Consider the following 14,507-nt stretch of genomic DNA (forward strand, 5'->3'; position numbering starts at 1 on the left):
CCGACCATGACTATTTACGAAGACAATTCACAGACGATCGGCCGCACACCACTCGTAAAGCTGAAGCACATTGCCCCTGAAGCCAACCTGCTGGCGAAAGTAGAATCCCGTAACCCAGCAGGCTCCGTGAAATGCCGTATCGGTGCCAGTATGATCTGGGCGGCGGAAGAGGACGGCAGCCTGAAGCCGGGTATGACCATGATTGAACCAACCAGCGGTAACACCGGTATCGCGCTGGCATTCGTGGCAGCATCCCGTGGCTACAAGATTATGTTCACCATGCCATCCTCCATGAGCCTGGAGCGTCGCAAACTGATGAAAGCACTGGGCGCAGAGATCGTACTGACCGAACCGGCCAAGGGTATGAAAGGTGCGATTGAAAAAGCGCAGGAGATCGTTGATAGCGATCCGGAAAACTACCTGATGCTGCAGCAGTTCGAGAACCCGGCAAACCCAGCCATCCACGAAAAAACCACCGGTCCAGAGATCTGGAACGACACCAACGGTGAGATCGATATCTTTGTGGCAGGTGTCGGTACCGGCGGCACCATCTCCGGTACGTCCCGCTACATCAAGCACACCCAGGGTAAGGCAATCACCTCGGTTGCTGTTGAACCTGTGGACTCTCCGGTCATCACTCAGGCACGTAACGGTGAAGAGCTGAAACCAGCGCCTCACAAGATTCAGGGTATCGGTGCTGGCTTCATTCCAAAGAACCTGGACATGGATATCATCGACCGCGTCGAGCAGGTCAGTAACGATGAAGCAATCGAAATGGCCCGCGTTCTGATGCAGAAAGAAGGCATCCTGGCCGGGATTTCTGGCGGCGCTGCGGTAGTTGCCGCCAAACGCTTGGCACAACTACCTGAAAACAAAGGAAAAAATATTGTAGTAATACTACCAGACTCAGGTGAGCGTTACCTTTCCTCTGTTCTATTTGACGGTATGTTCACTGAAAACGAAACCCAGCAGTAAGCGCTACGGCTTTCGAACGGCATAAAAAAACCGGGCTATGCCCGGTTTTTTTGTATCTGAATTTCACTCAGATTGTCAGCGACATCTTAGTGAATCAGCTCACGAATGGAATCGTGAGTTGGAAATTGGGTGCATTTGTCGACAATTACGCTTCCATCGCGACTACGAGTGATGGTGTACCAGTGTGGATCACGGTCTTGATCTGCATAGTGACCGTTTACAGAAAAGTTTTCACCATCTACTGCCAGCACTGCAATTGTGCGACTTTTGAACTCAGTTGACATCCACTCGCTCCCGTTGTTTTTTTAGGTTTTTTCATTTTTGTAGTTTTGCTACATACAATCTTAGCTTAGTGGAGAAATTTAACAAGCAGATGAACCTGTAACGACGGTTTTATGACATACTGCCCCGCACAGGTGCAAAACGGACATCCACAGGTAAACAAGTGAAAAGCAGCTTTCTTCCAGGCGGACTGATTCTGGCGTTTGTGATCGCATGGCTGGTACCTCATATCGGCGTACAGTTTAAGGATTGGGGCCTGATCCCCTGGATGGTGGTCACTATCTTTACCATCAACGGATACCAGACCAACCTCAGTGAACTGCCCCGCTCGCGTAGCTTTGTTAGCGCCACTTTGCTTACCGCCATCATTGCCCTGCTTATCAGCCCGTTTATCGGTATGGGCGTCGCGACGGCTTTGGGACTCAGTGCCGGATTCACATTGGGACTGGTAGTGAAAGCCACCGTACCGCCGACCCTCTCGACCTGCATTGTGATGACGCAGCTAGCAGGCGGTTACGGCACCTGGGCGCTGATCATGACGATTGCGCTCAACATCATCGGTATATTCACTATCCCGTTTATGCTGGACCTTACTTTGGAAGGGGTGAGTGAAATCGTAATCGATCCCCTGCCCCTGTTACAGAAACTGGTGCTGCTGGTTTTACTGCCGTTTCTGGCAGGACTGGTGCTACGCCGTTTTGCGTCGATCGATCCCAAGCACATTGTACTGCAGTACCTGCCCTCAAGCTGTGTAATCGCAACTGTTTGGATGGCCCTGTCAGATTCGTCAGAGGTATTTCAGGCCCTTGATCTTACCGATCTGCTCAAAATTATCGTGGCCGTCTTGCTGGTGCACGCAGCGTTACTCTGCCTATGCTGGGGCGCCAGCCAGATTCTGCGTCTTGAATGGAAAGGGGCAATTGCAGTGATTCTGACCGGTGCCCAGAAAACGCTGCCGGTTGCGGTGAGCGTGCTCACCGCCCTGAACCTGCCGATGGGTGAGGCATTGCTGGTGTGCGTGTTGTTCCACTTCCTTGTGCTGTTTGGAGATGCACTGCTGGTCCCATACCTGAAGCGCCCGCTCAACGAGCAAAGCGCTTTGAGTAAGTGACGCACGCAGCTTAACTACCCAGCTTAGCCAATCCTTCAACCGATGGGGCAAAAAACGCAGCTCCGGTTACGGCGCGGGTATACTTTAACAAGTGATCGGTATGTCCCCCTTCACCATGGATCATACTCTCCAGCATCAGGCGGAAGTTGCTGTTATTACGGCAGTAACTCGCAAACAGCAGTCCACACTCCTTCATATCGCCGTACGGCATACTATGGCGCAGGATCTCGATTGAGTTGCCATTATCATCTTTCAGCGAGGTGCGCTTGGTATGGGCGGTCAGAGCCTTATCGGCCCCGGCATACTCAACGTTGTCTGCCTTGGTACGACCGATAATGTCCTCCTGCGCTTTCACCTGCAGGCGGTTCCAGTGTGTCATGTTATGCACGTAGCGCTGGATGTGAATATAACTGCCACCATAAAACTCAGCATCTTCATCCCCCACCACGGCCACATCCAGACGGTGATCACCTTCCGGGTTTTCAGTACCATCTACGAATCCCGTCAGGTCTCGGCTATCGAGATAACGGAACCCCTCGACTTCCTCGACCAACTCAACAGCATCGCCTAAGTTTACAGTCAGTTCAGTGGCGAATTGGAAGTTCAGATCCTTGCGTTCTGAGCGGATATGGAAAAGCAGGTCTACCGGGGTAAAGGGCGCCACGTTGTCACCGTTTTCCAGTGCCGGAAACGGCGCTAGTTCTGCCGGACGCGTGCGCGGATGAATCCTCTCCCAGTAGCCGCTGCCAATCGCAGCCACAACATGAAATTCGGCGTCCGGATAGTTACTGCGGTATTCCGCTTCGAGCTGAGGTATCCGACGTAACACATTCAACACCTGAGCAACTGCACCATCGGCATTGGACTGGTTGAACGTAAGAAATAAAGCGGCGCTGTTGGCTTCTGCTGTGATACCCAACTGTGGACGTGCGGACATAAAAGACTCCCTGTGCTGAACGATATAACTGCATCAGTATAGCCAGACGTGGATGGCAGGGATATTTGATTTGGGCAAATAAAACGATAGATACCAGCTATCAATATCAAAAACATGATAGCCAAGCACAGAAAAACCGGCCCAATATACATCAGACCAGTTTAATCAGGAAACACGCAATAATGTGCCTCGGGCTCCAAATTCAGAAGATAAGGTTAGGAGATGGTTGCGACCGGACGGGCCGGTTCACGAATCCATTCACTCCAGGAACCGGCATAGATGCGCGTACCCGTAATCCCTGCCACCGCCATCGCCAACTGGTTGTGGCAAGCCGTTACACCGGAACCACAGTAATGCACAACGTTTTGCGCCTCGGTCGTTCCGAGCAATTGCTGCCACTCGACCTGCAGCTGCCCGGCGGACTTGAACAGGCCATTCTCCAGATTATCCGTCAGCGGACGGTTGAGCGCCCCCGGAATGTGCCCTGCCACCGGATCGATCGGCTCCTGCTCGCCGCGATAGCGTTCGGCACCGCGTGCGTCCACCAGCGTGATGCTTTGGTCATCGAGTGATTTCAGCACCTCATCCACGGACAGGTTCATGTCATCACGCAGGCATACAGCAAAGTCTCCACACTCAGTTTTTGGCACCGTCTGAGTTACCTCAAAGCCAGCTTGCACCCAATGTGGATAACCACCGTTCAGTACTGCAACAGCATCGTGTCCCAACCAACGCAGCAGCCACCAGCTGCGTGCAGCCATCGCACCACCACAGTCGTCATACACCACCACTTGCTGGTTATTATTCAGACCGTATGAGCGCAGCTTGTCTGCCAACTTATCCACATCCGGCAGCGGATGCCGCCCGGTTTGCGGTGTAATCGGCGAGGACAGATCGTCATCCAGATGCATAAAACAGGCACCCGGTAGGTGGGCTTCGCGGTATACACGCTGACCATACCCGGCGTCTGCCAGACTGAAGCGACAGTCAAGCACCAGTGTATCGTCCTGTTCGATCAGGGCATGGAGTTCGGGGGCAGTGATCAGCGTTGTATACATTGTTTAACGTCCTTATTCGTTATCGATTAAGCCAACAGATCCGCCAGTTCTTCACGCAGCAGGTCCAGCTCGTTCTGAGCTTTCTGCTTCGCTTTCTTCTTCAACCCTGCGACTTCTTCTTCCTTGCTGGAGATCAGCGCCTGAGCGGCTGCAGGTTTATCATCTGCGGACTGTACTTCTTCAAGCTGCGGTTTAAGCTGCATCAGAATCGCACGGCGGCGGCCCGCTTCGGCACGCGCCAGCGCTTCTTCCGATACCTCTTTCTTTTTCTTCTCTTCTTTAGCGGCAGTTGCCACGTGGGTCAGTGGGCGGATACCCGCTGCAATGCGTACTTTTTCCAGCAGCGGTGCAGCTGTTTCACGGGCTTTTGCCGCCCCTTTCTCAAGCACCGCTTCTACGTCGGCCGGGCTTGCCATCAGCTCATTGTAAAGTGCACGAGGCTCGCTCAGCTTGGCATCCATAAATTCGAACAGCTCTTTCTTCGCATCACCCCAGCCGATACCGTTCAGGAACTTGTCGCGCATCTGCTGTTGCTCTGCTTCCTCTGCAAAGCAGCTGTACAGCTGGAACAGGGTGCTGTTATCCGGATCTTTCGGTTCGCCCGGTGCCTTGGTGTCGGTCACGATCTGGTTGATCAGCTTACGCAACTCATCCGCGGAGCAGAACAGTGGAATGGTGTTGTCGTAGCTCTTGGACATCTTTCGACCGTCCAGGCCCGGGATCAGTTGGGTCTGCTCGTCCACCAGGGCTTCCGGCAGAGTGAACAGCTGCTCGTAGGTGTGGTTGAAACGACCGGCTACGTCACGTGCCATCTCGATGTGCTGGATCTGGTCCTTACCCACCGGGATGATATCGGCGTTGAACATCAAAATGTCTGCGGCCATCAGGATTGGGTAACTGAACAAGCCCATAGTGACGCCATCGTCCAGGTCCTGCTTGCCCGCATCACGGTTGGCATCAACAGACGCTTTGTAGGCGTGGGCACGGTTCATCAGGCCCTTGGAGCACATACAGGTCAGAATCCAGGTCAGTTCCGGGATCTCGTGGATATCGCTCTGGCGATAGAAGGTGGTTTTGTCGGTATCCAGTCCAAGCGCCAGCCAGGTTGCAGCAATCTCACGGGACGAACGCGCCACACGCTCCGGGTCATGGCACTTGATCAGTGCATGGTAGTCCGCCAGAAAGTAGAAGCTGCTGAAATCAGGGTTAGTGCTTGCGTCAATAGCTGGTTTGATCGCACCCAGGTAGTTACCCACGTGTGGGGTACCTGTGGTGGTGATACCGGTCAGAACCGTCTTCTTGCTCATGAAACTCGAATCTCTGGAATCTGGAATAAAATTTGATCGCTATGATAGCGTAATTCACTACTAAAGGCGCGTGTGTTCAGGTGCGTATCACCTTCCCTTCGACCAAAAGCGGTGGTAAAAACAATATCTTAACTATAACGATAACTGTATTGCCGCTATGTCTGAATCCCTCGCGTCCTGGATCACCCTTTCCGCCCTGCTTTTGTCAGCCGTTGTCCTGCTGGTTCGTAATCCTGACCGCTCGGCACAGGCCATTCTGATGAATCTGGTAACAGCCGTGTTGTGTATGTTCGGTGGTTTGTTAATCGCTGCCGTCACCATGAAAGTCCTGGGCGGTATCGACAACCCAATCATCAGTTCCATACTGGTTGTGATCGGCGCGCTGCTGTGCGTCGCCGGGAAAGAAAAATTCGGCGCACAAAAAAGACTGACTAAATAAGTCGGATTTGACACCCAGCCAATCCTGACCAACACTCAAAGCGATATAGATCCTTTAAAAGTTGTTGGGAGATTGTGATGGACATGTCCGCACACACCATGAATACCCTTTTTGACCAGCTCGGTCTGCCAAGCAGCGATAAGGACATCAAACAGTTTGTAACCACGCACCGTCTTTATAGCGGTGATATCCGGCTAACCGAGGCCACCTTCTGGACGCCGGCTCAATCTGCGTTCCTGAAGGAATCACTGGATTCAGATTCCGACTGGTGTGAACTGGTCGATGAGCTGGACAGTATGCTCCGCCACTAAGCGGACGACCCAACGGGGCAATCACCGTCCCGACAGAAGACCGCACAAAACGCGGTCTTTTTTTTTGCCGCCTGCGGCGTATCATGGATCCCAAACGAGGTTAAGGACCAATAGATACCTATGCTGATTGTTATCTCACCTGCCAAAACACTGGATTACGATACCGCACCGGTGACTGACACCTACAGTCAGCCGGGTTACCTGAATCACTCTGCCGACTTGATCGAGCAGCTGCGCACCCTGTCGGTACAGGATGTTGCGGAGTTGATGAAGTTGAGTGACAAACTGGCTAGCCTGAACGTTGCGCGTTTCGAAGAATGGACGCCGGAATTCAACACCGACAACGCCAAGCAAGCGCTGCTCGCCTTTAAAGGTGATGTTTACGCGGGTATGGACGCACAGAGCTTCAGCGATGATGACTTTGCTTTTGCTCAGGATCATCTGCGTATTCTGTCAGGCCTCTACGGGCTGCTGAAACCGCTGGATCTGATGCAGCCCTACCGCCTGGAGATGGGCACTAAGCTGGCGAATGGACGCGGCAAGGACCTGTACCAGTTCTGGGGTAACATCATCTGCGATGCGCTGAATGAAGAGCTCAAGCAGGAGCAGGTCCTGATCAACCTGGCCTCCAACGAGTACTTCAAGGCCGCCAAGGCGAAGGGCATCTCCTCACGCATCATTACGCCGGTGTTCAAGGACTGGAAGAACGGCCAGTACAAGATGATCAGTTTCTACGCCAAAAAAGCACGCGGCCTGATGAGTCGCTACATCATCCAGAACAAACTGGAAGACCCGGAGCAGCTGAAAGGCTTTGATCTGGAAGGCTACCGCTTCGCTGAAAGCATGTCCGAGGGCGATACCTGGACCTTTATCCGCGATCACGAAGCGTAAAACTCGGATGCCGAAAAAAAAAGCGACCCCGAGGTCGCTTTTTTATTGCCCGGCAGTTGGCGCCAACCGCTGACTAGCAAATTAACGTGGCTGCTCGATACCCACGATGATCCAATCGGCATTTTCAACGGTCATGTCACGGGTCAGGTGCCAGATCTCGTTGAATTCGGTGGTCTGATCGGAATCTTCCTTCAGCCAGCCGTAGAAGTTGATGCTTACCACTACATAGTCGTCTTCGGTGATGAAGTTGGCCAATTCAGCCATCACAGACACCACCTCGGTGGTCTGGTTTTCCGGCAGCTTGGCACGCTCTTCCTTCAGCGCCGTCAGCAACTCTTCAGATGTATAGCTTGCGATCTCACTCCAATCGCTGTTATCCCAGGCACGCTGCAAGATACTGAAGTGATCCCGTGCTCCCGCCAGGAAGGCTTCTTTGTTAAACCACTCGGGTGTCTGCGGCTCGCCGCCCCCCAATCCGGAGCTGAACACAGGTGTCGAAGGTTTCACTTCTTCAACCTTTGGCTCTTCGAACGCAGTGCGCTTTTGCGCACGCTCAGGACGCATCTCATACTGCGCACCATCGGTGGCGTATTGCGGTGGTCGTTGCGACTTCCTGAACATCGAGAAAATCTTGAAGGCGATAAACACAAACGCCAGAAGCAGCAGGATATCCATAAACTGGATACCTTCAAACGCACCACCAAAGAACAGGGCACCCAACAGGCCACCGGCCAACAGACCAGCCATCAGGCCACCAAAGCCACTACGTTTCTTAACCGGCTGCTGGGTTTTGGACGCTGTAGTCGCCGTACTTTGTTTTTGCTGGGTTGGTGCAGGAGCCACCTGTTTCTTTGTAGGGGTTGAGAAGCTCTTACCGAAGGAGGAACCACCACCGAGGCGCTTGGCTTCGGCGTAATCCACGGTGAACGTGAAAGTGGCCAGAACGACCATCAGGCTCACAAGAAAAGTACGCATAAAACTTCCTAAGTTTGTAATTTTATTCGTTTCAGGGTATCAGCAATAACCGCAAAGTAGATACCGGCGAATATTAATACCACACCCCATAGGTGGAAGGAATAGAGCTGTTCCCCCAGGAAAATTGTGGATAACAGCAGCCCGAACACCGGCATCAGGTGAATCGCCAACCCCGCAACCGCAGCCCCAAGTTCCTCGACACCCTTATTCCAGAAGATATATGCCAGTATAGAAGGAAAGATTGCCAGATAGAGTACGGTCGCCCCCACTGTTGCGTTCAGTTCAATCGGCTGGGCTGTGCGCATCTCCCAGAAACAGAGCGGCGCCAGGAAAATAACCGCCACAATCACGGTCGTTCCAAAGAACGTGAACACATCCAGCTCCTTCGGTTTCCAACGCAGGGCAACGGAGTACACCGCCCAGACCATTACGGCACCGGCAATCCACAAATCCCCCTGGTTGAACTGCAGCCCTGTTAGCACGGCCAGATCCGCCTTGGAGATTAGCACTGCCACCCCACTGAACGACAACAAAATCCCCAGCCACTGCTTGCGTGAACCACGCTCACCGAGAAACAACGCACCAATCACCAAAATCAGAATCGGGATGATGGACTGCATCAGCACAGCGTTGGTTGCCGTTGTATCCTGCACACCGATATAGATCTGAGTATTAAAGCCTGCCACACCCACAACGCCGTAGAAAATCAGTTTGCCGATATTGGCACGAATCACTGCGCGCTTTTTATACAGCCGCGGAAGCAGCCAGGGCAAAATCAACAACAGCGCCAGCGTCCAGCGGGAGAACGCCATGGTGATAGGCGGTATATCCGTGTGCATGGCGCGTGCCAATACAAAGTTGCCCGACCAGAACAACGTGGTCAGAACGAGTAACAGATAAGCCAAGGCAGGATCCTTATTGCCGGTTGAGAATTCGGGAGAGAAGATTGCCGGTCGGTTCATTACCGGTCAATAGGTAATGGAGCGTATTGAAATTATTCATGGTCCACTCCATACGGCGCAGTGATTTGCTCTTGCCACAGAACAAAATCTCATCTCCCGGTTTAAGTAGATCCAGTTCACCTGGCAGGATGTCATAGATATCGTCGGTATGTAGCATCAGCGGAAACGCCGACAGACTTTGGGTGCGATCGCGGGGGTCTTTCAGCAAGATACCCAGATTCACGTCCACCCCGCTGTTTATCATCTCAACCAGCGCCGGCGAGTTGTCCTCATCCACCCGCACAGACCAGCTATCAACCTCTTCTTCCTGAGCTACACTGTTCATCCGGTTGAGCAGAGTGTGTGCCCACACATCGTCGTAGGCCTGCATCTGCTCTATAAACACCGGCAACAACGGTGATTTCAGGTGTGCCAATACCCGGTTGGCGATGATCTGGCCGGGCTCCATAATGAAATCCGCCTTCGAGTTCTTAAACACCAGTTTATTGGCGTGCACGTTCTGGCGCACCACGGTGACCAGATTCTTGTTCATCTCCCGGGCGGTCATGATGATCGACAGGTTATCCGCATCGTTGTTGGTACCGGCAATAATACCTACCGCATCCTCGACCCGGGCTTCACTCAACGTCAGCGCCTCAGTGCCTTTACCACGCACCAAAAACGGCAGCCCCGCATCCATCTCAGGGTTGCTGTCTACGACCGTCAGCTCCACGTGCTCTTCATTGAATTCCCGGTACAACGCGCTACCGAAGCGGCCGTAACCACAGATTATCCAACGCCCCTTGGTTTTCTTGTAAACGCTCGAGAGCGGACGGTGGTAAGGATTCACCAACCAGTCGTATACCAGATGGGTATATGGCGCATGTGCCGCCAAAGAGAGATATTCCGCGTACACCCGGAACGGGTCCACCACCAGGTCCGTACCAAAGGACAGCAGGTTGGCGGTCGTGGTATCCGATTCGGTGCGGCTGATTACAATACGTTCCGGGCGCAACAATTTACTGGCGATCGCCACCGACAGGTTCACCTGATCCACATTGGTCAGCGCCAGCACACCCACACACTTGTCATGCAGCAGACCGGCGTCATCCAGTACATCCGGCAAGGAAGCATCGGCGCACAATCCAGGTGCCTCGAATGGCAGACGCCCACTGATCTCCAGCGAGTCAATTTTGCCCTCATCGATATCGATGACCACCGAGCGAATACCACGTTGCGCAAGTTTATTGACAATAATTTCGCCGGTAACACCGTAACCACACACCAGATAGAAGGGTTCGGTGATGCCCTGTACTTTTCGGACAAAGGAACGGCGGCGCAACATCCGCCCAAACACCGGTTCCTGAATCAACGCCAGAATCGTACCGATCCCGTACAACCAGGCGATTACCGTGGCGTAGATGGTGAATAGCGTCCACATCCTTTGGGCATCGGTGAATGCATACGGGATCTCACCAAATCCAATGGTGGAGCCCATAAAGGAGACGAAATAGAACGCATGGAAGAAATCCATACGATAGACATTGCCCTGATCGTCCATTCCCGGAATCAGCACGAAACCAAGGATCGATACCGAATACACCATGATCATGGTGATCAGCGGCAACCGCAGTCGCCGCAACAAGGCATAGAGTACGTTATTCATGACAGGCGTTCGCTAACCAGCAGTAACGGGTTAGCGCCGTACCATGATGGTTTCTACCATCAACAGTACCACAGAGATAATGTTGGCCAGCAGCGCTCCGCCACTGAGCGATACCACGCTGCTCATATGGGATGGCGTCATGCCCACGCCACTTACCTGCTCGGCGTACCCCCAGATTAGGGCTGCGATCACCAACTGCAGATCGGCCACCAGCGACGTTGCCATCATCAACGCCCCCAGGTGAGTACGGTCGCCAAACTTGAGCGCGGTACAGATCAGGCTAACCACAATAGCGGCAAAGAATTCAAACACATTGTGGTGCTCGGGATTATCGATCTCCCCCAGAAAGAAACCGAAGTTCAGGGTGAGCGCCAATACGATAAAGAACGCGAATATCACTTTCTCTTTGTTCATCTAGTCCTACCTGTTTTCCTTCCCGAAGCCAGGGATCATCGAGCACCTATCCGCCGGATTGTAGCATTTGAACCGCGCCTTCGTACTGCTGGAACGGAACTATATTGTTTGCCATCAATCGAAATAGGTTCTTTGCCAAAAATCTGTTAATAATTAAAAAACTGAGCGTTAGAACGAAACAATTGACCAAAAATTAGACAGATTAAGCATATCAATATAGGATCGAGTGCTTATTCAAAAACAATAAAGACAGACTAAGGAACCTGCCGGGCGCACTGATGCGAATCAGTATATGTCGTTGTAGACAGGCTCCCTAACTTCAGAAGATTGATGCCCATGACCCCACTGAAGCGCCTGCCAATCACCGCGTATGTAGTGTTTTTACTCCTGTTTGTTTTTGGGAAACTTGCCCAAGCGGGAGTTCACAAAAGTTCCAGTGACCCTCGGGAATATCTGACATTCAGCCTGCCTAACCAGATGAAGGTGCTGGTCATCTCTGACCCGAACACCTCGAAGGCGGCCGCCTCCCTGGATGTTGCCGTCGGCTCCAACGCCAATCCTGAAGGTCGCGAAGGCCTGGCCCACTTCCTTGAGCACATGCTGTTTCTGGGCACGGAAAAGTACCCGGAAGCGGGTGACTATCAGGCGTTTATCAGTTCCCATGGCGGCAACCACAATGCCTACACTGCCTACGAAAACACCAACTACTTTTTTGACGTGAAGGCGGATGACCTGGAACCGGCATTGGATCGCTTCTCCCAGTTTTTCATCTCACCGCTGTTTACCGAAGAGTATGTAGACCGTGAACGCCACGCGGTGCATTCCGAATATCAGTCCAAGATTCGCGACGACGGCCGTCGAATTTTTGCCGTTACCAAGCAGATCCTGAACCCGGACCACAGTTATAGCGACTTCGCGGTGGGCAGCCTGGACACCCTGGCGAACACGGAAAACAGCAAGATCCGCGATGACCTGATCAAATTCTACGAACAGTACTACTCTGCCAATCTGATGTCCCTGGTTGTACTGGGCAAACAATCCCCCGAAGCACTCAAGGCCATGGTGGAAGCGCGCTTCTCGGCCGTCCCTAATCGCAACGCCACGCCGTTTCGCAACAACACCAGCCTGTTCACACCGAGCAGCCTGCCTCTGAAGCTGAGCGTTAAAACCGTTAAAGACCTGCGTTACCTGTCGCTGACCTTCCCGATGCCGGAGATCCGCAGCCACTGGCGCAGCAAACCGCTCTACTACATCAGCAGCCTGGTCGGTTACGAAGGTGCAGGTAGCCTGCTGTCCCTGCTGAAAGAGAAAGGCTGGGCGACCGGTCTGTCCGCATCCACCGGATCCGATCTGCCGGGTGAGTCCACATTTCACGTAAATATCGCACTGACGCCGGAAGGTATGCAGCAGCAGGAGGCAATCGCACAGTTGTTCTTCAGCTATGTTGACCTCATTCGCCAGGGTGGTGTCAGTGAGATGCTTTACCAGGAAGAGAGCAACCTGAACCGTATTCAGTTCCGCTTCCAGGAACAGAGCGAACCGATTCACTACGTCAGCCAGCTGTCCGGCCAACTGCGCCGCTTCCCGGCTGAAGAGGTGGTACGTGCGCCGTATATGCTGGAAGCGTTTGACGCCGAACTTATCCAGCAATACCTGGCCGCGATTCGTCCGGATAATATGCTGCTGACCGTGAAAGCACGTGACCTGGAAACCGACAAACACGATCCTTGGTATCAGGCAGCGTACAAGGCTGAGCCCATCAATGCAGAGGCGCTGCAGGCCTTTCAACCACTCCCCCAGGTTGCAGACCTGTTTATCCGTGGCAACAACCCGTTTGTGGCCAGTAATCTGGATCTGAAAGACCCAAGCTCTGCATCCGACAGTCCACAGGTGTTGGTCGACAAACCGGGCCTGACCCTCTGGCACCATCAGGACAGTAGCTTCAAGACACCAAAGGCCAACGTGTTCTTCAGTGTGATGTCCGACCGCGCCAACCGTACCGCCCGCGAAGCGGTACTCACCAGTCTCTACACTCGCATGGTGAAGGACCAGATGAACGAGATCCTCTACGATGCCTATGTGGCAGGACTGGAGACCGACATCTATCCACACATGAAGGGTTTCAGCGTGCGCCTGTCCGGTTACAACGAGAAACTCCCAGTGCTGTTGGAGAAGGTCACTCACGCGTTAAAGAAGCCTAATTTGGATGCCGAGCGTTATGCGGTGATCAAGCGGCAGTATGCTGATCAACTAAAGAACGCCCGTAAAGAGAAACCGTTCAACCAGACGATCAATGAGATCTTCCAGCTGCTACTGCCACAATGGAGCACAGAAGAGAAACAACGCGCGCTGGAAATGATTACCTTTGAAGACCTGAAAGTGTTTACGCCACAGCTGTTGGCAGAAACCGACCTGCGCATCCTGGCCCATGGTAATCTGGTTGAAGCAGAAGCCACCACCATGGCCGACCAGATCGTTGCCCAACTGCTGAACAAACCGCAGGCCAAGCACCTGTCAGAAACCCCGGTTGTGCACCTGAAGCGTGGTCGCCCCTTCGTGCAAACACTCGACCTGCAACACAACGACTCGGCGATCAGCATCTACTACCAGGGTAACGATGCCAGCCTGAAAACACGCGCGGAATTTGCCGTATTGAGCGAGCTGATGTCCTCGCCGTTCTACAGCCGTCTGCGTACCGAGAAACAGTTGGGTTACGTTGTATTTGAAACCCCGCTGCCACTGCGTAAGGCACCAGGTCTGGCTTTTGTGGTGCAGTCCCCGGTGGCTGATCCAATGACACTGGAGACCCACATCTCTTCGTTCATGGATGAGATGGACGAGCAGATGCAGAGCATGACAGACACACAGCTGGATCAATACAAGCGTAGCGTGATCTCCCGCATCCTAAAGCAGGAGAATAGCCTGAGCGAGCGCACTGCGCGTTACTGGAAGCAGATCGACCGTAACAACGCCGACTTTTATAGCCGTGAAACCCTGGCAGAGTCGATCGACAAGCTCTCCCTTGAAGAATTACAGAGCGGTTTTGAACAGCTTCGTGAGCGTCAACTGGTGGTACGCAGCTTTGGTCTGAAGCATATGCAAACCGCAAGCAGTGAGGAGATCGGTCGCACCTGTGATACCGAGATAGACTCCCTGAAGCTGGCCGGTGAATTTATGCCGGAAGCCTAAAGGCTTTAGCA

General features: G+C 53.1%; 14 protein-coding genes. 6 read left to right on the forward strand and 8 right to left on the reverse strand.

Annotated elements, in window-relative coordinates; all coding sequences use genetic code 11:
• Positions 1 to 6 precede the first annotated feature (6 nt).
• On the forward strand, positions 7 to 975 hold the full coding sequence (gene cysK / locus QKW35_RS04195; protein ID WP_282350967.1) for a cysteine synthase A: 969 nt from the start codon (positions 7 to 9) through the stop codon (positions 973 to 975).
• An 86-nt stretch (positions 976 to 1,061) separates the two neighbouring features.
• Here cysK and QKW35_RS04200 read toward each other — a convergent pair whose 3' ends face one another.
• Positions 1,062 to 1,259: a hypothetical protein gene (locus QKW35_RS04200; RefSeq protein WP_282350968.1), complete on the reverse strand. Its 198-nt coding sequence runs from the start codon at positions 1,257 to 1,259 to the stop codon at positions 1,062 to 1,064.
• Between the two features lie 161 nt (positions 1,260 to 1,420).
• Here QKW35_RS04200 and QKW35_RS04205 point away from each other — a divergent pair, with 161 nt between their 5' ends.
• Positions 1,421 to 2,368: a bile acid:sodium symporter gene (locus QKW35_RS04205; RefSeq protein WP_282350969.1), complete on the forward strand. Its 948-nt coding sequence runs from the start codon at positions 1,421 to 1,423 to the stop codon at positions 2,366 to 2,368.
• 10 nt (positions 2,369 to 2,378) lie between these two features.
• On the opposite strand, the gene QKW35_RS04210 is transcribed toward QKW35_RS04205, so the two are convergent.
• The 3 genes from QKW35_RS04210 to QKW35_RS04220 all read right to left on the reverse strand — a co-directional run bounded on the left by QKW35_RS04210 (position 2,379) and on the right by QKW35_RS04220 (position 5,670).
• Positions 2,379 to 3,305: a Dyp-type peroxidase gene (locus tag QKW35_RS04210; RefSeq protein ID WP_282350970.1), complete on the reverse strand. Its 927-nt coding sequence runs from the start codon at positions 3,303 to 3,305 to the stop codon at positions 2,379 to 2,381.
• A gap of 215 nt (positions 3,306 to 3,520) precedes the next feature.
• Positions 3,521 to 4,363: a sulfurtransferase gene (locus tag QKW35_RS04215; RefSeq protein WP_282350971.1), complete on the reverse strand. Its 843-nt coding sequence runs from the start codon at positions 4,361 to 4,363 to the stop codon at positions 3,521 to 3,523.
• Positions 4,364 to 4,389: 26 nt separating this feature from the next.
• A complete protein-coding gene (locus tag QKW35_RS04220; protein ID WP_282350972.1) occupies positions 4,390 to 5,670 on the reverse strand; it encodes a tryptophan--tRNA ligase in 1,281 nt (426 codons plus the stop codon).
• A gap of 157 nt (positions 5,671 to 5,827) precedes the next feature.
• Between QKW35_RS04220 and QKW35_RS04225 the strand changes: the two genes are divergently transcribed.
• From QKW35_RS04225 to yaaA, 3 genes are all read left to right on the forward strand, one after another.
• Positions 5,828 to 6,109, forward strand: a complete 282-nt coding sequence (locus tag QKW35_RS04225; protein ID WP_282350974.1) for a hypothetical protein — start codon at positions 5,828 to 5,830, stop codon at positions 6,107 to 6,109.
• 77 nt (positions 6,110 to 6,186) lie between these two features.
• Positions 6,187 to 6,420 carry a DUF2789 domain-containing protein gene (locus tag QKW35_RS04230; RefSeq protein WP_282350976.1) on the forward strand — a complete coding sequence of 78 codons (234 nt, stop codon included), beginning with the start codon at positions 6,187 to 6,189 and terminating at the stop codon, positions 6,418 to 6,420.
• Positions 6,421 to 6,540: 120 nt separating this feature from the next.
• Positions 6,541 to 7,311, forward strand: a complete 771-nt coding sequence (yaaA, locus tag QKW35_RS04235; protein WP_282350978.1) for a peroxide stress protein YaaA — start codon at positions 6,541 to 6,543, stop codon at positions 7,309 to 7,311.
• Positions 7,312 to 7,392: 81 nt separating this feature from the next.
• Here the strand turns inward: yaaA and QKW35_RS04240 are convergent, their stop codons facing one another.
• Genes QKW35_RS04240 through QKW35_RS04255 form a run of 4 tightly spaced genes read right to left on the reverse strand, consistent with a single transcriptional unit; the run spans position 7,393 to position 11,307 of the window.
• A complete protein-coding gene (locus QKW35_RS04240) occupies positions 7,393 to 8,286 on the reverse strand; it encodes a Tim44 domain-containing protein (protein WP_282350979.1) in 894 nt (297 codons plus the stop codon).
• A gap of 8 nt (positions 8,287 to 8,294) precedes the next feature.
• Complete coding sequence (locus QKW35_RS04245) at positions 8,295 to 9,191, reverse strand: DMT family transporter (RefSeq protein WP_282350980.1); 897 nt, start codon at positions 9,189 to 9,191, stop codon at positions 8,295 to 8,297.
• 10 nt (positions 9,192 to 9,201) lie between these two features.
• Positions 9,202 to 10,893, reverse strand: coding sequence for a potassium channel family protein (locus QKW35_RS04250; RefSeq protein ID WP_282350981.1), 1,692 nt, complete (start codon positions 10,891 to 10,893; stop codon positions 9,202 to 9,204).
• A gap of 30 nt (positions 10,894 to 10,923) precedes the next feature.
• Positions 10,924 to 11,307, reverse strand: a complete 384-nt coding sequence (locus tag QKW35_RS04255) for a DUF6394 family protein (RefSeq protein ID WP_282350982.1) — start codon at positions 11,305 to 11,307, stop codon at positions 10,924 to 10,926.
• 336 nt (positions 11,308 to 11,643) lie between these two features.
• On the opposite strand from QKW35_RS04255, the gene QKW35_RS04260 reads away from it, so the two are divergent.
• Positions 11,644 to 14,496 carry an insulinase family protein gene (locus QKW35_RS04260; protein WP_282350983.1) on the forward strand — a complete coding sequence of 951 codons (2,853 nt, stop codon included), beginning with the start codon at positions 11,644 to 11,646 and terminating at the stop codon, positions 14,494 to 14,496.
• Positions 14,497 to 14,507: the final 11 nt, after the last annotated feature.

It is taken from the genome of Pontibacterium granulatum (genome assembly GCF_029961155.1).
Taxonomy (GTDB): Bacteria; Pseudomonadota; Gammaproteobacteria; order Pseudomonadales; family Balneatricaceae; genus Pontibacterium; species Pontibacterium granulatum.

Coding starts and splice junctions, on each gene's coding strand:
- QKW35_RS04200 (WP_282350968.1), bottom strand. CDS start 1,259: ATGTCAACTGAGTTCAAAAGTCGCACAATTGCAGTGCTGGCAGTAGAT.
- QKW35_RS04255 (WP_282350982.1), bottom strand. CDS start 11,307: ATGAACAAAGAGAAAGTGATATTCGCGTTCTTTATCGTATTGGCGCTC.
- QKW35_RS04260 (WP_282350983.1), top strand. CDS start 11,644: ATGACCCCACTGAAGCGCCTGCCAATCACCGCGTATGTAGTGTTTTTA.
- cysK (WP_282350967.1), top strand. CDS start 7: ATGACTATTTACGAAGACAATTCACAGACGATCGGCCGCACACCACTC.
- QKW35_RS04215 (WP_282350971.1), bottom strand. CDS start 4,363: ATGTATACAACGCTGATCACTGCCCCCGAACTCCATGCCCTGATCGAA.
- QKW35_RS04210 (WP_282350970.1), bottom strand. CDS start 3,305: ATGTCCGCACGTCCACAGTTGGGTATCACAGCAGAAGCCAACAGCGCC.
- yaaA (WP_282350978.1), top strand. CDS start 6,541: ATGCTGATTGTTATCTCACCTGCCAAAACACTGGATTACGATACCGCA.
- QKW35_RS04240 (WP_282350979.1), bottom strand. CDS start 8,286: ATGCGTACTTTTCTTGTGAGCCTGATGGTCGTTCTGGCCACTTTCACG.
- QKW35_RS04250 (WP_282350981.1), bottom strand. CDS start 10,893: ATGAATAACGTACTCTATGCCTTGTTGCGGCGACTGCGGTTGCCGCTG.
- QKW35_RS04225 (WP_282350974.1), top strand. CDS start 5,828: ATGTCTGAATCCCTCGCGTCCTGGATCACCCTTTCCGCCCTGCTTTTG.
- QKW35_RS04230 (WP_282350976.1), top strand. CDS start 6,187: ATGGACATGTCCGCACACACCATGAATACCCTTTTTGACCAGCTCGGT.
- QKW35_RS04220 (WP_282350972.1), bottom strand. CDS start 5,670: ATGAGCAAGAAGACGGTTCTGACCGGTATCACCACCACAGGTACCCCA.